The following is a 23,458-nucleotide window of genomic DNA, read 5'->3' on the forward strand; positions in this document are numbered from 1 at the left end:
AACATTTGATCATGGTCTTTATTTACTTAACTTTCAAAATGCACAACGAAATAATCAAAAGTTAACCATCACTTCAAAGCTTCCATAAATAAAAAGGCCTGTGATCATGCAGATAACTCTCATCTGCTTCACAGGCCTTTTGTTCGTTCTATTCTTCTTCGTCTTCTTGATCTAAGAACGTATTTAACGTTTCTTCAATCATGTCCCACTCTTCATCCGTTTCAATTGGCTCTAATTCGCCATCTTCACCGTCTTCGTTTGGCGTGAAGCTTGATGCATGAATTTCAATTTCTTCGTTATCTTGTTCAGAAATTGGGTAGTAAAGAACATATGATTTGTTAAAATGGTCGCTTTCAAAAGTAAATAGTACTTCGCAAAGCTGCTCATTTCCATTATCATCAACGATTGTAATTTGCTTTTCTCCGTGTTCCATTTGATTCACCTCATTTTAATTTAAGCTGTCTAAGTACCCTTGAAGGATCATAACAGCCGCCATTTTATCAATGACTTTTTTACGCTTTTGTCTGCTCACATCTGCAGAGATGAGCATTTTTTCTGCTGCCATCGTTGACAGACGCTCGTCCCAAAGCACAACAGGAACATTGTACGTGTTTTCTAACACTTTCGCAAATGATTGGCTGGCCTCGCCTCTTGGACCGACCGTACCGTTCATATTTTTTGGAAAACCAAGGACAATTTTATCCGTTCCATATTGCGAGACGATCTCAGACAGGCGGCTGAGACCAAAGTCTCCGCCTGCTTCATCGATTTTAATGGTTTCAATCCCTTGAGCTGTCCATCCCATTTCATCACTGATAGCCACACCAAGGGTTTTCGTGCCTAAATCTAAGCCCAAAATTCTCATGTTTTACGCCTCTTTATGTGTCTCTAAGTACGATTTAACCAATTCCTCAATTAATTCGTCTCGTTCTAGTTTACGAATTAGGTTGCGTGCATCCTGATGTCTTGGAATATAAGCAGGGTCGCCTGACAGCAAGTATCCGACAATTTGATTGATCGGGTTGTATCCTTTTTCTTGGAGTGCGTCATAGACTGTTATGAGCACTTCATTCACATTGGTTTCAGCTGAATCATCAGAGAAGTTAAACTTCATTGTCTTATCAAATGAACTCACTGCTTCTTGCACCTCTCTTCCAACATTCTACTAGCAAGCTTTTTCTAACCGCTCATCTAATACCATTATTCTACACTACATTGACTGATTATAAAACGGATTTGACAGATTCTTCGACAGTTGCCAGTGCTTCTTCAAGCTTTTCTGGCTGTTTCCCGCCTGCTTGTGCCATATCTGGGCGTCCGCCTCCGCCTCCGCCGCAAATTTCAGCTGCCTGCTTCACAAGTTTTCCTGCATGAAGACCTTTTTCAATGACGTCTTTCGTCACACCGGCTGAAATGTTGACTTTTCCATTTTGAACGGCACCAAGTACGATGACAGCTGAACCTAATTTCGCTTTTAAGTCATCAACCATCGTTCTTAAATGGTTCATGTCTTTGGCGTTTACTTTTTCAGTTAACACGTTCACTCCGCCAACTTCGATGACTTTTTCTAAAATAGAGCCAGCTTCTGCTTGACTTAATTTCGCAAGAAGTGATTCGTTTTCTCTTTGAACTTCTTTTAAATCAGCCTGCAAGGAAGCGATGCGTTTTGGTACATCTTTTGTATTTGATTTCAGTTCATTAGCTGCCTTTTCTAAAATCGCTAGCTGATCATTTAATTCTTCATAAGCACCTTTACCTGTTACAGCCTCAATACGGCGTGTTCCAGCACCAATACCCGATTCAGATGCAATTTTAAACAATCCGATCTCCGCAGTGTTTTGAACGTGACAGCCTCCGCATAACTCGATGCTGTAATCACCCACTTGCACAACACGGACAATATCGCCATACTTCTCGCCAAACAGCGCCATTGCGCCCATTTCTTTTGCTTCAGCAATTGGTTTCAGGTCAATGGCAACCGAAATGCCTTCCCAAATCTTTTCGTTGACGATTTTTTCAATTTGTGACAATTCTTCTTTTGTTACTTGTCCAAAGTGAGAAAAGTCAAAGCGAAGTCTGTTTTCATTCACAAGTGAACCCGCTTGGTTAACGTGGCTGCCCAATACATCTTTTAGCGCTTGGTGCAAAAGATGTGTCGCTGTGTGATTTTTCACAATGCCTTTTCGAAGCGCTGATTCGACTTCTGCAGTGACTTCAATGCCTTTTTGAACCGTACCACTTACGACGACTCCTTCGTGGACATGCTGGCCGTTTGGCGCCTTTTTCACATCTTTGATATCAATGATCGCTTCGGCACTTTTTAACGTTCCTTTATCCGCCACTTGTCCGCCGCTTTCCGCATAGAAAGGTGTTTCATCTAATAAAATTTGCACCGTTTCCCCTTCGTGTGCTTCTGTGACAATTTCACCGTTTTGAAGCAATTCGATAATACGAGCATCTGCAGTTAAATTTTCGTAGCCAACAAACGTACTTTCTGCTTTTATATCGCCTAAAGCCCCGCCTTGAACCTGCATACTGCCCACATCTTGTCTGGCATTTCTTGCACGTTCACGCTGCTTCTCCATTTCTAGCTGGAAGCCTTCACGATCGACTGTCATGTTCTCATCTTCAGCATATTCTTCTGTGAGTTCGACCGGGAATCCATATGTGTCATAAAGCTTAAACACATCTTTACCGGAAATTTGTGAGCTGCCATTGTCTCGTTCTTTTTTGATCACTTCTGATAAAATGGCTAACCCTTCATTCAGTGTCTCATGGAAACGCTCTTCTTCATTTTTGATCACTTTTGCAATAAATTCTTCTTTTGCTTGAACATCTGGATAGAAATCCTTCATGATCTCCGCAACAACTGGAACTAGATCATACATGAATGGACGGTGGATATGGATCGTTTTTGCATAACGCACAGCACGGCGCAGCAAACGTCTTAACACATAACCTCGGCCTTCATTAGAAGGAAGCGCTCCGTCACTGACGGCAAAGGCAACAGTACGAATATGGTCAGCAATGACTTTAAATGCTGTGTCTTTTTCTTTTGACTCCCCATAGCTTTCTCCAGAAATCGTTTCTACTGCACGAATAATCGGCATGAACAGGTCTGTATCAAAGTTCGTCGGTACGTTTTGAATCACAGAGACCATACGCTCAAGACCCATTCCTGTATCAATGTTTTTCTTCGGAAGCGGTGTATATGTACCATCTGGATTATGGTTAAATTCAGAAAAAACAAGATTCCATACTTCTAGATAACGTTCATTTTCTCCGCCTGGATATAATTCAGGGTCGTTCATGTCGTTGCCATATGCTTCGCCGCGATCATAGAAAATTTCTGTATTCGGACCACTTGGCCCCTCGCCAATATCCCAGAAGTTGCCCTCTAGACGAATAATTCGTTCCTCAGGGACACCCATTTTATCTCTCCAAAGAACATATGCTTCTTCATCCTCTGGATGTACCGTTACAGATAACAGATTCGGATCAAAGCCAATCCACTCGTCACTTGTGAGGAATTCCCAAGCCCATTCGATTGCCTCTTCTTTGAAATAGTCTCCAATAGAGAAGTTGCCCAGCATTTCAAAAAACGTATGATGGCGTGCTGTTTTCCCTACATTTTCAATGTCATTTGTACGAATTGATTTTTGTGCGTTGCAAATACGTGGATTCTCAGGCACGACGCGGCCATCGAAGTATTTCTTTAATGTTGCCACCCCGCTGTTAATCCATAAAAGTGTTGGATCGTCATGCGGTACGAGGGACGCACTCGGTTCGACAGCATGTCCTTTTTCTTTAAAAAAATCTAAAAACATTTGACGTACTTGAGCTGAAGTTAAAGTTTTCATCATAAATCCTCCCTTTTTATTCTCAATCTTCACACAAACGAAAAAACATCCCGCCCTATGCAAGCAAAAAACTACTTACACAGGGACGAGATGCTCTCGCGGTACCACCCTGATTATAGACATATGCGTCTATCACCTTCACATCCGATAACGCCGGAAGAGAGCGGCAGTGTTTATCTGCACTCGGGACTAGCTTCCGTTAAAGGTCTGATAAGGCTTTTCTCAGCAAACAAAGCCTCTCTCTGCAACAGCTTTTTAACGTACTCGGGTCCGTCATTGAATTCAATATGTATGAATCGAAATTATTATAGACAACTCGGCTCGTCTTGTCAATGAACGCTTCGTCTCATGTGAATATATTGCACAATAATGACCCTCATAATGGCTGCGGACGGTACGGCTAAAATCATTCCAATCAAGCCAAACAGCTCCCCTCCAGCGAGTAACACCAGCATGATCACGACAGGATGCATATGCAGGCTTCTCCCGACAATGATCGGACTCAGTACATTGCTTTCTAAAAATTGAAGCACGGCTACTGTAATTAGCACAATGATCACTGACTTCACTGAGATGGTAAAAGCGATAAAGACAGCTGGGATCGCTCCAATAATCGGGCCAAAATACGGAATGACATTCGTTGCACCGATTAACATACCTAGTACAAGCGGATATGGAATATGAAACAGCCAAAGAACAATGGCAGCAGCACCTCCAATTAAAGAACAGACAAGCAATTGCCCTCTAATATAATCCCCAAGTGAGTCATCCACTGCTTTCACAAAGGCATGTCCCCTTTTTCGAAAGCTTGGCGGGGTTAAATACCATGCTGCCCGCTTCATCGTGTTCATATCTTTCACCATATAAAAGACAAGAAAAGGAATAAGTGCAGCAACTAAGGCGTAATCAAGCAATACTTTACAGCTTAGAATCATCCGCTCTGCCCCATTTGCGGCATACGTCTCAGATTGGACAATAAAACGATCCAGCCGTTCATGTAGTCCATCAGGCCAGTGGCTTGTATGACGATGAACATGTGATAAAGCACCATTATACGTTTCGGCAAGCATGGGAATTTGCTCCGACAATTCATTTAACTGAGCGATTAAAACCGGTGCCCCTTTATACACAGCCAAACCAATGCCGCCAAAAAACAGCACATATATTAATAAAAGACTGACCGTCCTTGGCAAACCTCGCTTATGTAGTCTTTCAACAATTGGATAAAGAAGATAAGAAATAAAAATAGCGATAAGAAGCGGGATCAAAACCGCTTTGAGCAATAAAAAAATAGGCATCCATAGCTCGTCGAGCTGAACCAAAATGAGTAAAGACGCAAGGACAAGCAGTACACCTGCAGCATATATTAGAAACTCGATCGGACGTTTCTTCACCTTTTTCACCTCTCTTCTTATTGTTTAACCAACTTCTGCAATTATCCATGTAAATAAAATTTGTCCTAACTTTGTTAAAAATGAATACACATGAAACATACGGCTCCATCCAAAGTCACTGTTTGCTGTAAAAATCTCGTTAGAAAATATTCCATTATTTTCTTATTTTCACCTCATTTATGCTAGAATCCGCTTTAGCTCAATCATTAGAAGAGGAGGTTCTTCATGATCACATTCGAAGAAGTCAACAAGCATTACGGCCAGTTCCATGTACTTAAGGACATTAACCTACATATTCAAAAAGGTGAGGTTGTTGTGATCATCGGTCCTTCAGGGTCTGGAAAAAGCACGATCCTCAGGTGTATCAATCGTCTTGAAAGCATTGATGAAGGAAAAGTCCTTGTCAATCAAGTGTCTGTTCAGCATCCGAAAACCAACATCAATCTCATCAGGCAAAATATCGGGATGGTGTTTCAGCACTTCCATCTTTATCCGCATAAGACGGTGCTTGAAAACATTATGCTTGCGCCGATGAAGGTTAAAAAAGTGAGCAAAGAAGAAGCAAAGGAAACAGCTGAATTTTATTTAAATAAAGTTGGCATTCCTGAAAAAGCAGACACCTACCCTTCTAGACTCTCAGGAGGACAGCAGCAGCGTGTGGCAATCGCAAGGGGACTTGCAATGAAACCTGAGGTCATGCTTTTCGATGAACCAACATCAGCTCTTGATCCAGAGATGATCGGTGAGGTGCTAGATGTGATGAAACAGCTGGCAAGGGAAGGAATGACAATGGTCGTTGTCACGCACGAGATGGGGTTTGCCCGTGAAGTCGCAGACCGCATTGTGTTTATTGATGAAGGAAGAATTCTTGAAGAATCAACACCAGCTGCCTTTTATGAAAAACCGCGCGAGAAACGCGCTCAGCTCTTTTTAAGCCGTATTTTAAATCACTAGGGGGAATGAATTTGATGAAAAAAATGAAACGCTTTGGCCTATTACTGTTGATGACTTGCTGTATGATCGCTCTCGCTGCCTGCGGCTCTGCCGAGAAAGGCTCAACCGATGCAAAACAAGGTAGCTCATTAGAAGCCATTAAGAAAGACAAAAAAATCGTTTTCGGTGTGAAAAACGATACTCGTTTATTTGGTCTAAAAAATCCTAGTAGCGGGGATATTGAAGGGTTTGATATTGATATCGCAAAAGCGATCACTAAAGAAATGCTCGGTGATGAAGGAAAAGCAGAATTCAAAGAAGTGACATCTAAAACAAGAATTCCTTTACTGCAAAAAGGAGATATTCATGCCATTGTTGCCACAATGACGATCACAGAAGAGCGTAAAAAAGAGGTCAATTTCTCAGACGTATACTTTGAAGCAGGACAATCACTGCTTGTGAAAAAAGGCAGCGACATTCAATCGATTGATGATCTTAAAAAAGGTACGAAGGTGCTTGCAGTGAAAGGGTCCACTTCTTCTCAAAACATTCGCGAAAAGGCACCAGAAGCATCCGTTTTAGAATTTGAAAATTACCAAGAAGCCTTTACAGCCTTAAAATCAAATCAAGGGCAAGTTCTGACAACTGATAATGCAATTTTATTTGGCATGGCAGACGAAGATTCAAATTATGAAGTCGTTGGCGGAACATTTACCGATGAGCCTTATGGTATCGCTGTGAAAAAAGGCGATGAAGAATTGACAGAAGCCATTAATAAAGCGTTAAAGGCATTAAAAGACAATGGAGAGTATGACAAGATTCATAAAAAATGGATCAAAGAATAATCAATTGACTCGATCAATCTCAACACCCTCAGGAGAGCCGCTTGCCGGCTCCTCTGTTGATTAGGAAGGAAGTGAACTGATTGCTGCGGTTTTCCATTTTAACTGAGAACTTCCATCTTTATTTAGAAGGGTTTAAATATACGATTGGTGCAAGTGTCATTGCGTTGATTGGAAGCTTTTTCATCGGTACACTCATTGCCATTATGAGAATTGCGCCACTAAGGCCGCTCAACTGGTTAGGGACGGCTTACGTGGAATTTATTCGGAATATTCCGTTATTATTGATCACCTTTGTGTTCTTTTTTGGTTTACCGGTACTTGGCATTGTGGCAGATGGCTTTACAGCAGGAACCATTGCCCTCTCCATTTATACGTCTGCTTTTATCGCTGAAGCCATTCGTGCAGGTATACAAGCTGTACCGCTTGGACAAATGGAAGCAGCTAGAGCTTCTGGTCTGACATATGGCGGAACGATGCGATATATTATTCTGCCGCAGGCCATCAAAATTGTCATTCCACCACTTGGGAATCAATTTATCAACCTTGTGAAAAACTCGTCTATTTTAGGTGTCATTGCAGGGTTTGATCTGATGTACCAAGGAGACCTTATCGCTTCGAGAACGTTTGTGACATTTGATGTATACATTTTTGTTGCCATGTTCTATCTTCTATTGACCATTCCACTTAGTCTAGGCGTTGGTTATTTAGAAAAAAGATTAGCCCGAAGCCACTAGAAAGGAGGAAACACAATGGATTTTATAGGTGCCTACCAGCCCGATCATCTCGCCTTTTTACTTGAAGGATTTGCTGTCACCTTAAAAGTGGCTTTTATCTCCATCATTTTAAGCTTTATCATCGGATTAGTCGTTGGCACATTGAGGTTCGCACAAATCCCTATTTTATCAAAGGTGCTTGCGGTCATTGTTGAAACCGTTCGGAACCTACCGCTTTTGCTGATCATCTTTTTTACGTATTTCGCCCTGCCTGAAATTGGCATTAAGCTGAGCATCACGGCCTCTGCCATTGCGGCTTTAACCGTGTTTGAATCCGCTATGCTGTCAGAAATCATTCGCAGCGGATTAAAATCAATTGATAAAGGACAAATCGAGGCGGCCAGATCCTCTGGTTTAACCTATATTCAAACATTAAAAATGATTATCATGCCACAGGCGTTACGCCGAATGGTACCGCCGATTGTCAGTCAATTTATTTCTCTTTTAAAAGATACATCGCTCGCCGTTGTAATTGCCCTTCCAGAGTTATTGCATCACGCGCAGATTTTAAATGGTCAAAGCCAATCTTATTTACTTCCTATTTTCCTCTTGGCGGCCATGATGTACTTTGTTGTCAACTTCAGCTTGTCTATACTTGCACGGAGATTAGAGTACAGGCAGGCATAAAAAAAGGACATCCGCTCATGGTGGATGTCCCTTTTTGTTTAAAGCATTCGCATAACTCGTTTTCTCATCTTTTTCATATCCCGCTTAGATGGCATATCATATCGACTTGCAAAGTGATATGCGAGTGCACCTGCACCAAGCGTTAATAGTGAAGAAGTCATTTTGCCCATTCGAAATTCCCCCTTAACACTTATAGTTGAATTGAACGTTCATCGTCACTAAACAGGTCGTCTAAACTGCTTAGTGTACCGTCTTCCTCCACTTGGTGAGTAGATATTTTGCCTTTTGACAGTGTCAATTCAATAAAACAGCCCCAGCAATAATATTGATTGACCCCAATTTTTCCGATGTCTTTACATTTGCAATTTGGGCAAATGAGCATATTCAGCACCTCTTTACGTTCGGTTTAGAACAAGTGCTTCCTTTTGAACATCCATCAAGGTTCCGGCAGCATGCAGCTGCTTTCGAATCCCTGATAGCTCTGTAAAGAAGCCGTCCGAGAGTTCATATGCTACGATTGTGCCCGAATTCATGCAAAAGTATACATCTTCCAAAACACCTAATGTTTCACCATCTGGCGTACGGATCATTTTCTTTTTTAATTTCGAAAAGAAGAAGGATGGGGCGGAGGTATCTATCTCGATGCCCTTCTGGTAGCTCACATATAGACCTTTGTCTGTCAGTTTGTCGCCAGCTGAGAATGGAATGAAAGCACAGTCTTTCTTTTTCCCATCTAAAACATATCCCCCGCAGCTGCCGCCGGCTAAAAAGCAAATATCTTTGATCGCCCCAAGTGAATGAGACAGCTCGTCTGTATAGATCGTCAGTCCTTCAAGCTCTCGACATGTTCTCAAAATGTGATCAACCACCTTTTCGGAACAGTCTTATCGTGTGCGTTTCCTCTATGACTCATACGAAGAAATGGCTTCCATGAAGGAAGCCATCAGCGTGTAGACAAACCCTCGCATTCTTTGTCAGTCCTGCGTGCTGGTGCTCACGAATGTCAAATTCGTTCCGCGCCAGTACTCGTCCTTCCTAGGGCTGCAAAGGTTTTCTTTCACGCTGAAAAAAACAAAGGGCTAAAATCAAGTTCATTTTAGCCCTTTGTTTAACAATATGATGGCTTCCATGGAAGCCATTTACTCTTGCATAAAATCAAACGGAGTGATTCCCTCCATGCCAATATTGGCATCGTGTACGCTGAAAGGAAGTTCTTTTTGGAGGGCTGCTAGCTCAGCGTCCATGATTTCTTCCGTTTCAGTAAGACGCATGGTTAAAGACGTTTGTCTGAGGGAGTCTTCATTATTTTTCACGCCCCACTCTAATGCTGATTCCTCGCCGCACAAAATTAAAAACTTTTTACTTCGTGTAATGGCCGTGTAAAGCAAATTTCTTCGAAGCATTCGATAATAACTTCTCACGACTGGCAGCACCACGATTGGGAATTCACTGCCCTGGGATTTATGAATCGAGCAACAATAAGCGTGTGTAAATTGATGAAAATCTTTTTTCGTAAACGTGATTTCATTTCCATCAAAGGAGATGACCGCCATATCTTCTTTTTCTGTGTTTTCTTTCGCATAAAAGATCGAGACAATTTCGCCAATATCTCCATTAAAAATGTTATTCTCGGGCTGATTGACAAGCTGAAGTACCTTATCACCTGTCCGGTAGACGACATCACCAAAAGGAATTTCTCTTCCTTTTGGCTTTTTAGGATTCAAAATTTGCTGAAGCATTTTATTCAGTTCATTAATGCCTGCTTTTCCTTTATACATCGGGGCAAGTACTTGAATGTCCTTTGCTGAATACCCCTTTTGAGCAGCATTGCTGACCACTTTCTCGATGACTTCTTTCATTTGGTCACTAGAGCATTGAATAAAGGATCGATCCTTCGAGCGTGCAGTAATATCCTTTGGCAAAACACCATTTTTCATATCATGCGCAAGCTCAACAATTGTTGAACCGTCTGCCTGCCGGTAAATATCAGTTAGTGTAACTGCCGGTATAGCTTGTGACGCAAGCAGGTCTCTTAACACTTGACCAGGTCCGACAGATGGAAGTTGATGTTCGTCTCCAACCATAATGACTTGAATATGATCTGGGATCGCCTTAAACAAATGGTTCGCCAGCCAAATATCCAGCATACTCGATTCATCAATGATGACAAGCTTTCCTTCAATCGGCTGGTCTTCATCATGTGAGAAGCCTTCTGATCCATTCCAGCCTAGCAGCCGGTGAATGGTCACAGCAGGAAGTCCAGTGGATTCTGTCATTCGTTTCGCAGCACGTCCAGTTGGTGCGGCAAGTACGAACGGAAATGCTTCATCTTTTTTATAATCACCCGGGTCAAGAGATACGCCGTGAAGATCGCTGTAAAGCTCGACAATCCCTTTAATGACCGTCGTTTTCCCTGTACCCGGCCCGCCTGTTAAGAGCAGCATCGGGGACATGAGTGCCTTTTGAATGGCTTCTTTTTGGGTCGGTGCATACTGGACACCCAGCCGCTCCTCCAATTCACCAAGTGCGAGCAGAAATTCTGATTCAGGAAATTGATCTGCATATTCTGTTTGAGAGACAATTTTTTGAATGCGTTTTGCCACACTTTGTTCCGCATAAAAGAGCGAAGGATGGTAACAGCGATCATCTTCAATGATCATGTCTTTCCCTTCACCAAGTGCAATGATCTGATTGGCAACGTCCATTTCAGTCACTTTGTAGTCATTGCCTGTTTGATTCAGCAATTTACGGGTTTCGATGATCAGATCTTTCGTTTGTATGTACGTATGACCGTCTTGCAGGCTTGCTGTCTCAACGGTATACAAAAGGGCTGCACGAATGCGTTCTGGATCATTTCCAGATATCCCTGTTCTAGCGCCGAGTTCATCTGCTTTAATAAATCCAATCCCCTCTACGTCTTTGACGAGCTGATAAGGGTTTTCTTCAATTTTCTGCAACGTTTCACTCTCGTACGCTTGGTAAATTTTCATGCTAAGCTGAGGACCAAAGCCATATTGATTCAGGCTGATCATGATTTGCTCAAGCCCTTGATGCTCCTGAAGTGCGGCAGCCAGCTTATCTGCCTTCTTTTTTGACAGGCGAGGGACGTCATACAAAACAGACGGATCACGCATAATTTGATGAAGCGTCTGATTGCCTAACTTGCCGACGATTTCTTCCGCCGTCTTTTTCCCAATCCCTTCAAACAAGTCACTAGAAAGATAATGAATAATGCCTTGTTTTGTTGTAGGGACTTCCTTTTGAAAATGAGTGGCTTGAAACTGCTCGCCAAACTTCGGATGACTTGTGACCTTGCCATAGAAGGTGTAGGTTTCCTCCTCATGAAGCGCTGGGAAGTACCCTGTGACAGATGCTGTTTTTTCCTCTAAATTCTCTGATGTTTCAATGACTTTTACTTTTAACACCGAGTATAAATTACTTTCGTTATGGAAAATAACGGCTTGAACCGTCCCTTTTAAAAACGGTTCGTCTTCAAGCTTCATTTGATCTGGATGTTCCTGCACAGGTCTTCCCTCCTTCCGGTTATTCTGCCTCTTGAATCAGCTTTTGCGCATGCAATGCAAGCATATGATCAGGCTGCACGTCAATGGCTTTTCCTAGCATTTCAAGCGCTTCGTCCTTTTTCTCCAAATACGCATACGCAACGCCCGCATTATAAAAAGCGTCTGCATGCTGCGGATCTCGCGTAATCACTTCAGCAAAGACTGCGACCGCTTCCTCCAGCAGATGTTCATTCGCTAAGCACATGCCAAATTGAAATCTTGCTTCGTTGTCTTCTTCGTTTAGCTCAACTGCACGCTGAAGATAAGGCATCGCAAGCTTCGGCTGCTCTAATTTCATCAGTGTCTGCCCTAACATATAAAACAAATCACTGTTTTCCATTCCAGCTTGTAGCGCTTGCTCAAAATAGTCTTTCGCTTTCATAAAGTCTTCTTTCATCGTATAGACATTTCCTGCTCCGTAATAGGCTGCAGCTGCTGTATGATCAAGTTCAATGGCTTTTTGAAAGAAGTTCAAAGCACGTTCAAATTCATGAACACTTGAAAGTAAATTCGCAAAGTTAATATATGGAACCGGGTCCTTTGGGCTTTCTTCAATGGCTTTCGTAAAAGCTTCAGCTGCCTGTTCGATGTTCCCTTGATTTAAAGCTTCAATACCGATTTCGTTATGATTCATTCGCTCTCTTCATCCTTTCATTAAAAAACCTCAACAGCGACGTTGAGGTTTTTAACACATGTTACACATACGACAGCTTTTGGCCATCTTTAAAGACATCGTCAATGGTTCCGCCGCCAAGACATTCTTCGCCATCATAAAAAACAACAGCTTGTCCTGGAGTGACAGCACGAACGGGTTCATCAAAGATCACCATTGCTTCCTGCTCACCTGTCAGTTTGACTTTTACATGATGGTCTTCTTGACGGTATCGGAATTTTGCTGTGCATGTGAGTTCACCGTTTTCGCCGACAATATGAGGACGAGTCCAGCTGATGTTAACAGCTGAAATACTTTCAGAGTATAAAAGCGGATTGTGGAAGCCTTGTTCAACAAATAAGATATTTTTCTCTAAGTCCTTCCCAACAACGAACCACGGATCACCGCTTCCGCCAATGCCAAGTCCTTGGCGCTGACCGATCGTGTAATACATCAGTCCATCATGTTCACCTTTTACTTCTCCGTCCATTGTCTGCATCACACCGGGCTGTGCAGGCAAATATTGGCTAAGGAACGTTTTAAAGTTTCTTTCCCCAATAAAGCAGATGCCCGTAGAATCTTTTTTCGTTGCTGTTGCGAGCTCTGCTTCTTTCGCTAATTCACGCACTCTTTTTTTCTCTAAATCGCCGATTGGGAACAACACTTTATCAAGCTGTTCTTGAGTCAGCTGATTCAAGAAATAAGTTTGGTCTTTGTTTGTATCAAGACCTCTTAGCATTTTGACTTCATCGCCGGTTCTGTCGACACGGGCATAGTGGCCTGTTGCCAAATAATCCGCTCCAAGCGACAATGCATGCTCAAGAAATGCTTTGAACTTAATTTCTTTGTTACACATGACATCTGGGTTCGGCGTTCTGCCTGCTTTATATTCATCAAGAAAATATTGAAACACTTTGTCCCAATACTGTTTCTCGAAATTCACTGCATAATATGGGATTCCAATCTGGTTACAAACACGAATGACATCCTCATAGTCCTCCGTTGCTGTACATACACCATTTTCATCTGTGTCATCCCAGTTTTTCATAAATATGCCGATCACATCATAGCCTTGCTCCTTTAACATGAGCGCAGCAACTGATGAATCGACGCCTCCGGACATGCCGACCACAACTCTTGTGTCTTCAGGTCTTTTTGTCATCTTCATCAACTCCAATTTCAATGAAACAACGTGCGCGTTTCGTTCTTCAGGTGCCTGCTGTTTCATTTTTCACACACGAACAAAAGGGGAGCATTTATTTGGCTAGGCGTTTGACGACAGCCGCTATCTTATGCGCCGCCTGCTTCACATGTTCCTCTTCATTTCCAAGACCGAAGCTAATTCTGACTGAGGATGTCAGTTCTTTTGCTTCTTCACCATACATGGCGCTTAATACGTGCGAAGGAAGGACAGATCCAGCCGTACATGCTGACCCGCTTGAAACAGCAATCCCTTCCATATCTAAGTTCACAAGTAACGATTCAATAGAAACGCCCGGGAAGTGGACATTTAAAATATGCGGCAATGTCTCTTTCGGATGTCCATTGATAGAGAAATTGAGTGATTCCTCTTCGAATACTTGCAGCATCGCTTCTTTGAGCTTACCATAATGCACTGCTTTTTCTCTTCTATTTTGCTTTGTTAATTGAACTGCTTCTGCAAGTCCAATGATTCCCGCCACATTTTCAGTGCCAGCACGGCGTTTTCTCTCTTGTTCTCCTCCGAATAGCTGCGGAGAAAGTTTTACACGCTCATTGACGTATAAAAAGCCTGTTCCCATCGGGCCATTTAGTTTATGACCGGACGCAGATAAGAGGTCGATATGAAGTTCTGTGACATCAATTGATATTGTCCCAAATGCCTGTACAGCGTCTGTATGAAAATGAGCAGCGTGATCATGCAAAAGTTGACCAATTTCTTTGATTGGCTGGATCACACCCGTTTCATTATTGCCGTACATGATGGTCACAAGAATTGTATCGTCTCTTAATGCTTGTTTTAATTGATCAAGATGAATCAATCCAGTGTGATCCACATCTAAATACGTCACATCAAAACCAAGCTTCTCTAAGCGTTCGCATGTATGCAGCACTGCATGATGCTCAGTTTTTGTTGTGATGATATGTTTTCCTTCATGCTGCCTTGCCATTGCCACACCTGTAATGGCCAAGTTGTCTGCCTCTGTTCCCCCGCTTGTGAGGATGATCTCCTGCTGCTTACAGTGTAATTCTCCTGCAATGACTTCCCTTGCTTCATCGAGCCACTTTCTTGCCTCGCGCCCATATGAATGAATACTAGAGGGATTGCCAAATATCTCTGTAAAGTAAGGCATCATCTTGTCCACAATTCGCTGATCCATCGGCGTTGTGGCTGCATGATCTAAATAGATACGTTCCATTTCCGGTACACCTCTGATCTAAATATAGAACATATACGCCTCTTGATCCTCATCATCTTTATAGCTTGCTAAGTCTTCAAGAGTTGTATTGTCTAGTACGTCTTTTACTGCATCACGAATACGAATCCAAAGTGCACGCTTTGCTGGCTCTTCGTTTTCGATCACTTCAACAGGACTAATAGGTCCTTCTAATACTCGAATAATATCACCGGCTGTAATCTCGTTTGGCTCATGGGCAAGCACATAGCCGCCATACGCTCCACGGATACTTTTCACAAGACGTGCATTGCGAAGTGGTGATACAAGCTGCTCTAAATAATGCTCAGACAAATCATTGTTTTGAGCGATTGATTTTAATGATGTAGGGCCTTCGCCATGTTTTTTGGCTAATTCGATCATGATCGTCAGACCATATCTGCCTTTAGTAGAAATTTTCAAGTTAAACACCTCTGCGTTTTCTATTTCTATGTCATCAATTATTTTTCTGATTTCATATACGCTTATATAGACCAAAAGCAATTATATCATACTTTTAGCCAACTTTCATTTGCGGGTTCTGAGCTCAAAACGAGGACGCATCCCTTTTCTATTTGAAGAAATTTCGGTACTCTATACAAACAAGACATTGCTTTAGGAGAGATAATCATGAAACCTTTAGCGTATCGAATGCGCCCAAGTCATATTGGAGACATTATTGGGCAGGAGCATCTCGTTGGAGAAGGTCAAATTATTAGACGAATGGTCGAGGCGAAACATTTGTCCTCGATGATTTTATACGGGCCGCCGGGAATCGGCAAAACATCCATTGCAACTGCAATCGCTGGCAGTACAAGCATTGCCTTCCGTACATTGAATGCGGTGATTCATAACAAAAAAGATATGGAAGCTGTCGCCGCTGAAGCGAAAATGAGTGGTCAGGTCATCTTGATTTTAGACGAAGTCCACAGACTCGATAAAGGGAAGCAGGATTTCCTTCTTCCGTATTTAGAAAATGGCATGATTATTTTAATTGGCGCGACAACAGCTAATCCGTATCATGCGATTAACCCAGCCATCCGTAGCCGGACACAAATATTTGAGCTGAAGCCGCTGGAAACAGAGCAAATCAAAGCTGCATTATCTCGAGCTTTACAGGATGAACATCGCGGGCTTGGCGGTTATTCGGTCAAAGTTGATGAGGAGGCAATGAATCATTTTGCAAATGGATGCGGAGGAGATGTGCGTTCCGCTTTAAATGCGCTTGAACTAGCCGTCTTATCGACAAAAGCGGATGATTCTGGACAGATCACGATCACTCTAGCTGCAGCAGAAGAATGTTTACAAAAAAAGAGCTTCTCGCATGATAAAAACGGTGATGCCCATTATGATGTCCTCTCGGCTTTTCAAAAATCCATTAGAGGATCTGACGCAGATGCTGCGCTTCATTACCTTGCAAGACTGATTGAAGCGGGAGATCTCGAAAGCATTTCGAGACGATTACTTGTGATGGCTTATGAAGATATTGGCCTAGCCAGCCCGCAGGCAGGGCCGCGTGTGTTAAGCGCTGTTCAAACAGCTGAGAGAGTTGGTTTCCCAGAAGCACGAATTCCACTCGCTAATGCCGTGATTGAACTGTGTCTTTCTCCAAAGTCAAACTCCGCTTACCAAGCGATTGATGCGGCACTGCATGATATTCGCACGGGGAAAATGGGTGAAGTTCCCGTTCATTTAAAAGATGCCCACTATAAAGGGGCAGCTGCACTTGGAAGGGGCGCCGATTACTTATATCCGCACGATTATGAAAATGGCTGGGTGAAGCAGCAATATTTACCTGACCCGCTGAAAAACAAGCAATATTATGAACCAAAGCAAACTGGAAAATTTGAAGGTGCACTAAAGCAAGTGTACGAAAATTTAAGACGGCAAAAATAAAAAAAGCCCCCTGCTCTAAGCAGGCGGGCTGTTTATTTATCTTTCACACGTGTAATCGGAATATCTTTTAACAGTTTCATAATGACATGACCACCCATGATCAGTCCAGCCACAGATGGAACAAAAGCATTGGATGACGGCGGCATTTGTGCCTTACGAATTTTCGCTTCATCATTTCCAACTTCTTTTCTCACATCTTCACGAATGACAATCGGACTTTCATCAGAGAAAATAACTTCAATTCCCTTACGAATGCCTTCCTTCCGCAGGCGTGTTCTGACGACTTTCGCAATTGGGTCTGTATGTGTTTTCGAGATGTCATCAATTTTAAAACGTGTCGGATCTGTTTTATTTGCAGCACCCATACTCGAAATAATGTTCACATCGCGTTTCAGGCACTCTTTCATTAAATGAATTTTATAATGAATTGTATCTGATGCATCAATGACATAATCAAGTGGATACTCAAAGAATTGTTCATATGTTTCTTCTGTATAGAACATTTTGAGCGCAACAACTTCACATTCTGGGTTAATGTCAGCAATTCTTGCCTGCATTAAGTCAACTTTAGGCTGACCAACCGTTGATAGCAAAGCTGGCAGCTGCCTATTTACATTTGTAATATCAATATCATCTTTATCAACAAGAACAATACGGCCAACACCTGAACGAGCAAGGGCTTCTACTGCAAAAGAACCTACGCCGCCTACTCCAAGCACTGCAACTGTACTGTTTTTTAATATATTTAAGCCTTCCTTGCCAATGGCAAGCTCGTTTCTTGAAAACTGATGTAACAAGTGCCTCACTCCACCTTTATTTAAAATGAATCGAAAGAATCATATCATATTCAGCGTTCTCCGTCATCCTTCTCAAATAGAAAAAAACACAAAAAAGTCCCGATCACGCCGCCAGCTTTTCCTTCGTTTTGAACCCCGCACCATGCAGGTGGGTGCTTTCTTCCTCACTTTATAAGTCCTCAGAAGAGGCATTTATGCAGAAAGGAAAGGCAAGCTCCCGTAGAAAAAAATGTTCGGTCAAAACTAGGTAACCACCGTACGTATCAGGACTTTATTTATTGGTTGATGAAAGCATATCATAGGCATGTCCCTTTTTCAAGCGTTTACATGCCTATAAACATGCGCCTATTTTACTGTTTTACTTTTGTTTTAATCGCCAAACTCAGTTCATCTAGCTGCGCTGCGCTTACAGTGCCAGGAGCATCTGTGAGAACACAGCTTGCACTTGCCGTTTTCGGGAACGCAATGGTATCTCTTAGGTTAGATCGGCCGGCAAGCAGCATCACTAGGCGGTCAAGTCCAAGCGCAATTCCGCCGTGCGGAGGCACCCCATGCTCAAATGCATCAAGAAGGAAGCCGAACTGATCGTACGCTTCTTCTTTAGAAAAGCCAAGTAAACCAAACATTTTCTCTTGAATGTCCTTTTCAAAAATACGAATAGAACCTCCGCCAAGCTCATAGCCGTTCAGCACAAGATCATACGCTTGAGCTTTCATATCTTCTGGACTTGTTTCAATTAATTCAAGATCATCCCGAACTGGCATTGTGAAAGGATGGTGGGCAGCATAGAAGCGGCCTTCTTCTTCATCTTTTTCAAGCAGCGGCCAATCGACAACCCATAAGAAATTGAAGACAGATTCATCGATGAGTTTAAGCTCTTTGCCAAGTTTTAAGCGAAGTGCGCCAAGCGCATCATGGACAACAGACGTCTTATCTGCAACAAAGAGTAAAAGGTCGCCTTCTTCAACTTGAAGCTGTTCTTTTAATTCTGCTTGTTTTGACTCATCAAAGAATTTAGCGATTGGTCCTTTTAACTCTGTCCCTTCAGCTTTTAGCCAAGCAAGACCTTTTGCACCATAGTTCGCTGCAAATGCACCAAGTGCATCGATGTCTTTTCTTGAGTAGTTTGCTGCAGCCCCTTTGACATTAATCGCTTTGACAGCTCCGCCATTGTTTACAGCACCGCTGAAGACTTTGAAATCTGAGTCTTTTACCGTGTCTGAAATGTTGACAAGCTTCATGTCAAATCGGGTATCTGGCTTGTCAGAACCATAGGAATTCATCGCTTCATCATACGTCATACGAGGTAATGGCAATGTCAGGTCAACACCTTTGACATCTTTCATCACCTTTGCCATCATCTCTTCAGCAAGCGTCATGATGTCTTCTTGACTCATAAAGGACATTTCAATATCGACTTGTGTAAATTCCGGCTGACGGTCAGCACGTAAGTCTTCATCTCTAAAGCAGCGAGCGATTTGATAGTAGCGGTCCATCCCAGACACCATGAGCAATTGCTTAAATAATTGCGGAGACTGCGGCAGCGCATAGAATTCTCCTTCGTGTACACGGCTTGGCACAAGATAGTCACGTGCACCTTCTGGCGTACTTTTTGTTAAAATTGGCGTTTCAATGTCTAGAAAGCCGTGATCATCTAAGAAATGGCGGAATGCTTTTGTGACTTCATGTCGCATTTTCATCGTTTCAAACATCGCAGGACGGCGAAGATCTAGGTAGCGGTATTTTAAGCGCACATCTTCTGATACCTCATCTGCTTGATCAGAAATCACAAATGGAGGCGTCTTGGCTTCATTTAAAACAGTGACCGTGTCGACTTGAATTTCAATTTTGCCTGTTTTTAAATTTGGGTTGATCGTGGCTTCTTCTCTTGCGACCACTGTCCCTTTAATATCAAGGACATATTCATTACGAATCGATTCTGCTGTCTCAAGAGCCTCTTTTGATTGGTCTGGATGAAAGACAACTTGCACAATGCCTGTACGATCACGCAGGTCAATAAAGATTAATCCGCCAAGGTCACGACGTTTTTGTACCCATCCTTTTAATACAACGGTTTGACCGATTTGGTCTTCTGTTACTTCTCCACAATAAAAAGTTCTACCAAACACAAACATTCCACTCCTTCTTTACGCTTTCTGGTGGGCTTTCATCATTTGAATCAGCTCATCAAGCTTCACTTCAATTTGTTCACCCGTTGTCGTATCTTTTACGTTTACAATTTGCTGCGCCAACTCATCTTCACCAAGAACTGCAATAAACTTGGCTTTCAAGCGGTCTGCCGCTTTAAATTGTGCTTTTAGCTTTTTCCCTGTATAGTCCATTTCACTTGAAATGCCTTCTTTTCTTAGGCGATTCAATAAGCCAACAGCATAATCTTTTGCTTGATCTCCTAATGCCGCAATGTATAAATCAATGCCGTCTTGAACAGGAAGCTCAATCTTCTCTGCATCAATCGCTGATAGGAAACGTTCAATACTCATCGCAAAGCCGATACCTGGTGATTCAGGACCGCCAATTCCTTCAACGAGTCCATCATAACGGCCGCCGCCGGCTAATGTTGTGATCGCGCCAAAGCCTTCTGCATTACTCATAATCTCAAAGGCAGTGTGATTGTAATAATCAAGACCACGCACTAAGTTCGGATCGACGACATATTCAATGCCTAGATCGGTTAAATATTGTTTTACTTTTTCAAAATAAGTCCGTGATTCTTCATTTAAGTAATCTTGAATGGATGGTGCCGTTGCCATCAGTTCGTGGTCGCGGTCCTTTTTACAATCAAGAATACGCAATGGATTTTGATGCAAGCGAATTTGGCAGTCGTGACAGAATTCATCAATTCTTGGTTCAAAATGCTCGACAAGTGCTTGACGGTAATCTGCACGGCTTTCTTTGTCACCAAGGCTGTTAATGACGAGTTTTAAGTTGGAAAGACCCGCTTTCTCATACACACTCATCGCTAATGAAATGACCTCTGCATCAATGGCAGGATCTTTTGAACCGATCGCTTCAATTCCGAATTGATAAAATTGACGATATCTTCCCGTTTGCGGACGCTCATAGCGGAACATTGGTCCAATGTAGTACAGCTTTGTAGGCTGTGCAGGCTGTGCAAACAGTTTATTTTCAACATAAGAACGGACAGTTGAAGCTGTTCCTTCTGGGCGAAGTGTGATGCTACGTCCTTTTTTGTCTTCAAATGTGTACATCTCTTTTTGAACGATATCTGTTGACTCGCCTACTCCTCGTGCAAACAGTTCCGTATGCTCAAAAATCGGTGTGCGGATTTCTTTGTATTGAAAGGCTGCACATGTATCTCTCGCAATTTGTTCAACATACTGCCAGCGTTCTGATTCTCCCGGTAAAATATCCTGTGTGCCTCTTGGAATATTAAAACTCATTTTTCGTCCTCCTACGACCATCATTCATTTTTTATGTGGACATATAAAAAACCCCCGCCTCTACTATGTGTATAGTAGGGACGAGAGTTATACCCGTGGTGCCACCCTAGTTGGAACATGATCTAGCCATGTTCCCGCTCAAATCCTTAACGCAGATTCACGTTCTCCGCCTAATGACTCATTTTTTGAGTGTTCAGCAGGAAACCTACAGAGTGTTCTTTCGTGATAAATGCCATGCGGATTCGCTTTCAGCCTAAGGCGATTCCTCTCTGCTCACGCAATTTACCCTACTATTCTCTATCATCAGTTCCACATTTTAAATTTTCAAGTGTGTTGATTTATATTATAATAAGGTCGGTGCTGCCACTCTGTCAACCCTTGCCGTGTCTCTTTTTCTTTTCCAGCTCTTCTTTTGACGTGCATCCGTATTCAGATGCCGTTTCTTCAAGGAAGCCTGGTTGATCCATTTCGTCGTGCTGCCAGCGATCGATATCACGATGTCCATTATATTGCACTCGTCCTAATTTTCTGCTTAATCTCATGTTTGTACATCCTTTTATCACATTTTTATCTAGTATAAACAGATTGATTCATTTTTATTAGGGAAACCGCAAGGAATTCATCCATTACATAACGAATTAACATTCATCGGTTTTACAAGGGAGGGGAAAACACCGTTTTGAATCTGAAAACACACCATCACATGATGTTGCTGCTCACCTGTTTTGTCCTCATTGCCAGCACTTGGCCAATGACACATGCGACGGCTCAAACAGATCAAGCTGTCGTTGCAACAGATGAAATCAATGTGCGAACCGGACCTGGTTTAAGCTACGGGATCGCAGCAGTTGTGAAACGAGGAGAAAGCTACCCGATTCTCACTGAACAAGGAGAATGGGTACAGATCGGGCTATCGAACGGACAAAAAGGCTGGGTCGTCTCATGGCTGATTACTAAGTCATCTGATGCACAAAAGCCTGCTAAGCAAAAGACGCAAGGTCAAAGTACGCAAGGAAGCAGTTCGATTACGTCAACAGCCTCCGACCTTCGCATTCGGATAGGCCCAGGGACTTCCTATCAAGTCATTGGCACTTTTCCGCAGGGCGCTTCCGCTAAAAAGCTGGACACAAGCGGCGAATGGACAAAAATATCGTACAAACAAGCGGAAGGCTGGGTCCACTCTGATTATATTTCTGGCGGACAAAACGCTTCTTCATCCAGTTCAGCTGAGCCCGCTCGTTCTAAACAGTCCGGCACAGTTGGCGTATCAAGCTTGAATGTTCGAAAATCGGCGGCACCAAACGCACAAGTGGCCGCTTCACTTTCCCGCAACACTCAAGTCACCATTTTACGGGAGCAAAATGGCTGGTATGAAATCGAAGCAAAAGGCGTTAAAGGCTGGGTTGCAAGTTATTATATTGTCTCAAACCAAGGAACAAGTGCAGCACCTGAAAAGAATTCTTCCTCTTCGTCATCTCATCAGAAAGCGTACATCGTTTATGATGGAACGAATATTAGAAAAAGCGCTTCTACCTCTGCTGGAATTGCAGAAAGAGCAACAAAAGGAGCTGCTTATCAAATTGTTCGTACACAAGGTGACTGGTACGAGGTGACATTATCAAACGGCGGAACAGGCTACGTGGCGAGCTGGGTCGTTCAAACAAAGAAAAATAGCAGCGAAGCACCAAGACCTCAGCAGGATTCATCGTCTGGCACTGGATCTTTAAAAGGCAAAACAATTGTTCTTGATCCTGGGCATGGTGGAAAAGACAGCGGCACGATCGGCGCAGACGGTGCATTTGAAAAGAATATCACGATCAAAACCGCTCATTTGCTGGCGGGTAAGTTAAGAGCTTCTGGAGCAAATGTCTATTTAACACGAAGTGATGATACATTCATCAGCCTTCAATCGAGGGTTGCCACTTCACATTACCGAAATGCAGATGCATTTATTAGTCTTCATTATGATAGTTTTATGGACCCAAGTATCAGAGGGAGCACCGCATATTATTATCAGGCATCCAAAGATCAAAGCCTGGCGACAAGCGTTCATACGGAAGTCGCAAAACGATCACAGATCCCTGATAAAGGAGTCAAATTTGGAGATTATTTTGTTTTAAGAGAAAACAAGCGCCCTTCCCTTTTATATGAACTCGGCTATTTAAGCAATCCTCAAGAAGAAGCGATCATTTATAGCGCCTCTTACCAAGAACGAGTGACAGAAGGAATGACAGAAGGATTAAAACAATATTTCCGATAGAAAAAAGAGGCCGCTGCGCCTC

Annotated in this window: 23 protein-coding genes, 1 other RNA gene and 2 other annotated features; of the genes, 6 read left to right on the plus strand and 18 right to left on the minus strand. The window is 42.7% G+C overall.

Going from position 1 to position 23,458, the window contains the following annotated elements:
- Positions 1–148 precede the first annotated feature (148 nt).
- From V7L95_RS00350 to V7L95_RS00370, 5 genes are all read right to left on the minus strand, one after another.
- Positions 149–433, minus strand: a complete 285-nt coding sequence (locus V7L95_RS00350; protein ID WP_017358102.1) for a DUF1292 domain-containing protein — start codon at positions 431–433, stop codon at positions 149–151.
- A gap of 15 nt (positions 434–448) precedes the next feature.
- Positions 449–865, minus strand: coding sequence for a Holliday junction resolvase RuvX (ruvX, locus tag V7L95_RS00355; RefSeq protein ID WP_003216519.1), 417 nt, complete (start codon positions 863–865; stop codon positions 449–451).
- Between the two features lie 3 nt (positions 866–868).
- Positions 869–1,135, minus strand: coding sequence for an IreB family regulatory phosphoprotein (locus V7L95_RS00360; protein WP_024718370.1), 267 nt, complete (start codon positions 1,133–1,135; stop codon positions 869–871).
- Between the two features lie 88 nt (positions 1,136–1,223).
- Positions 1,224–3,860 carry an alanine--tRNA ligase gene (gene alaS / locus V7L95_RS00365; protein ID WP_017358103.1) on the minus strand — a complete coding sequence of 879 codons (2,637 nt, stop codon included), beginning with the start codon at positions 3,858–3,860 and terminating at the stop codon, positions 1,224–1,226.
- A gap of 78 nt (positions 3,861–3,938) precedes the next feature.
- Positions 3,939–4,146, minus strand: a binding site (T-box leader).
- Positions 4,147–4,189: 43 nt separating this feature from the next.
- Entirely contained in the window at positions 4,190–5,254 is a 1,065-nt protein-coding gene (locus V7L95_RS00370) for an AI-2E family transporter (protein ID WP_017358104.1), read from the minus strand.
- Positions 5,255–5,479: 225 nt separating this feature from the next.
- Here V7L95_RS00370 and V7L95_RS00375 point away from each other — a divergent pair, with 225 nt between their 5' ends.
- The 4 genes from V7L95_RS00375 (at position 5,480) to V7L95_RS00390 (ending at position 8,432) form a co-directional block, all read left to right on the plus strand.
- Positions 5,480–6,208 carry an amino acid ABC transporter ATP-binding protein gene (locus V7L95_RS00375; protein WP_050827499.1) on the plus strand — a complete coding sequence of 243 codons (729 nt, stop codon included), beginning with the start codon at positions 5,480–5,482 and terminating at the stop codon, positions 6,206–6,208.
- A 14-nt stretch (positions 6,209–6,222) separates the two neighbouring features.
- The gene (locus V7L95_RS00380) at positions 6,223–7,032 is read left to right on the plus strand and encodes a transporter substrate-binding domain-containing protein (protein ID WP_008342689.1); all 810 of its coding nucleotides are present in this window, start codon (positions 6,223–6,225) and stop codon (positions 7,030–7,032) included.
- Between the two features lie 80 nt (positions 7,033–7,112).
- The gene (locus V7L95_RS00385; RefSeq protein WP_008342691.1) at positions 7,113–7,766 is read left to right on the plus strand and encodes an amino acid ABC transporter permease; all 654 of its coding nucleotides are present in this window, start codon (positions 7,113–7,115) and stop codon (positions 7,764–7,766) included.
- Between the two features lie 15 nt (positions 7,767–7,781).
- Positions 7,782–8,432 (plus strand): amino acid ABC transporter permease, encoded by a 651-nt coding sequence (locus V7L95_RS00390; protein ID WP_008342693.1) that lies wholly within the window; start codon positions 7,782–7,784, stop codon positions 8,430–8,432.
- A 38-nt stretch (positions 8,433–8,470) separates the two neighbouring features.
- Here V7L95_RS00390 and V7L95_RS00395 read toward each other — a convergent pair whose 3' ends face one another.
- The 8 genes from V7L95_RS00395 to V7L95_RS00430 form a co-directional block, all read right to left on the minus strand.
- The gene (locus tag V7L95_RS00395) at positions 8,471–8,602 is read right to left on the minus strand and encodes a YrzQ family protein (RefSeq protein ID WP_008342695.1); all 132 of its coding nucleotides are present in this window, start codon (positions 8,600–8,602) and stop codon (positions 8,471–8,473) included.
- Positions 8,603–8,622: 20 nt separating this feature from the next.
- The gene (locus tag V7L95_RS00400) at positions 8,623–8,814 is read right to left on the minus strand and encodes a hypothetical protein (protein ID WP_003216308.1); all 192 of its coding nucleotides are present in this window, start codon (positions 8,812–8,814) and stop codon (positions 8,623–8,625) included.
- Between the two features lie 13 nt (positions 8,815–8,827).
- Entirely contained in the window at positions 8,828–9,286 is a 459-nt protein-coding gene (locus V7L95_RS00405) for a PRC-barrel domain-containing protein (protein WP_129547742.1), read from the minus strand.
- A 285-nt stretch (positions 9,287–9,571) separates the two neighbouring features.
- Positions 9,572–11,956, minus strand: coding sequence for an ATP-dependent RecD-like DNA helicase (locus tag V7L95_RS00410; RefSeq protein WP_017358107.1), 2,385 nt, complete (start codon positions 11,954–11,956; stop codon positions 9,572–9,574).
- A 19-nt stretch (positions 11,957–11,975) separates the two neighbouring features.
- Positions 11,976–12,629 (minus strand): tetratricopeptide repeat protein, encoded by a 654-nt coding sequence (locus V7L95_RS00415; RefSeq protein ID WP_081114281.1) that lies wholly within the window; start codon positions 12,627–12,629, stop codon positions 11,976–11,978.
- Positions 12,630–12,690: 61 nt separating this feature from the next.
- Positions 12,691–13,809: a tRNA 2-thiouridine(34) synthase MnmA gene (gene mnmA / locus V7L95_RS00420; RefSeq protein WP_046527114.1), complete on the minus strand. Its 1,119-nt coding sequence runs from the start codon at positions 13,807–13,809 to the stop codon at positions 12,691–12,693.
- A 94-nt stretch (positions 13,810–13,903) separates the two neighbouring features.
- A complete protein-coding gene (locus tag V7L95_RS00425; protein ID WP_035701708.1) occupies positions 13,904–15,046 on the minus strand; it encodes a cysteine desulfurase family protein in 1,143 nt (380 codons plus the stop codon).
- Between the two features lie 18 nt (positions 15,047–15,064).
- A complete protein-coding gene (locus tag V7L95_RS00430) occupies positions 15,065–15,484 on the minus strand; it encodes an Rrf2 family transcriptional regulator (RefSeq protein ID WP_008342713.1) in 420 nt (139 codons plus the stop codon).
- 207 nt (positions 15,485–15,691) lie between these two features.
- On the opposite strand from V7L95_RS00430, the gene V7L95_RS00435 reads away from it, so the two are divergent.
- Positions 15,692–16,957 carry a replication-associated recombination protein A gene (locus tag V7L95_RS00435; RefSeq protein WP_046527116.1) on the plus strand — a complete coding sequence of 422 codons (1,266 nt, stop codon included), beginning with the start codon at positions 15,692–15,694 and terminating at the stop codon, positions 16,955–16,957.
- A 32-nt stretch (positions 16,958–16,989) separates the two neighbouring features.
- Here V7L95_RS00435 and V7L95_RS00440 read toward each other — a convergent pair whose 3' ends face one another.
- The 5 genes from V7L95_RS00440 to V7L95_RS00460 form a co-directional block, all read right to left on the minus strand.
- Positions 16,990–17,754, minus strand: coding sequence for a tRNA threonylcarbamoyladenosine dehydratase (locus V7L95_RS00440; RefSeq protein ID WP_008342718.1), 765 nt, complete (start codon positions 17,752–17,754; stop codon positions 16,990–16,992).
- Positions 17,755–17,846: 92 nt separating this feature from the next.
- Positions 17,847–18,027, minus strand: a non-coding RNA gene (gene ssrS, locus V7L95_RS00445) — 6S RNA.
- 77 nt (positions 18,028–18,104) lie between these two features.
- A complete protein-coding gene (aspS, locus tag V7L95_RS00450; RefSeq protein ID WP_026050119.1) occupies positions 18,105–19,883 on the minus strand; it encodes an aspartate--tRNA ligase in 1,779 nt (592 codons plus the stop codon).
- Between the two features lie 18 nt (positions 19,884–19,901).
- Positions 19,902–21,176: a histidine--tRNA ligase gene (gene hisS / locus V7L95_RS00455; protein ID WP_008342721.1), complete on the minus strand. Its 1,275-nt coding sequence runs from the start codon at positions 21,174–21,176 to the stop codon at positions 19,902–19,904.
- A 73-nt stretch (positions 21,177–21,249) separates the two neighbouring features.
- Positions 21,250–21,489 (minus strand) — a binding site (T-box leader).
- A 58-nt stretch (positions 21,490–21,547) separates the two neighbouring features.
- Entirely contained in the window at positions 21,548–21,718 is a 171-nt protein-coding gene (locus V7L95_RS00460; RefSeq protein WP_003216250.1) for a YrzK family protein, read from the minus strand.
- Between the two features lie 137 nt (positions 21,719–21,855).
- Between V7L95_RS00460 and V7L95_RS00465 the strand changes: the two genes are divergently transcribed.
- Complete coding sequence (locus tag V7L95_RS00465; RefSeq protein ID WP_048003400.1) at positions 21,856–23,436, plus strand: SH3 domain-containing protein; 1,581 nt, start codon at positions 21,856–21,858, stop codon at positions 23,434–23,436.
- Positions 23,437–23,458: the final 22 nt, after the last annotated feature.

It is taken from the genome of Bacillus sp. PPSBB_11, from assembly GCF_038023285.1.
Lineage (GTDB): Bacteria > Bacillota > Bacilli > Bacillales > Bacillaceae > Bacillus > Bacillus altitudinis.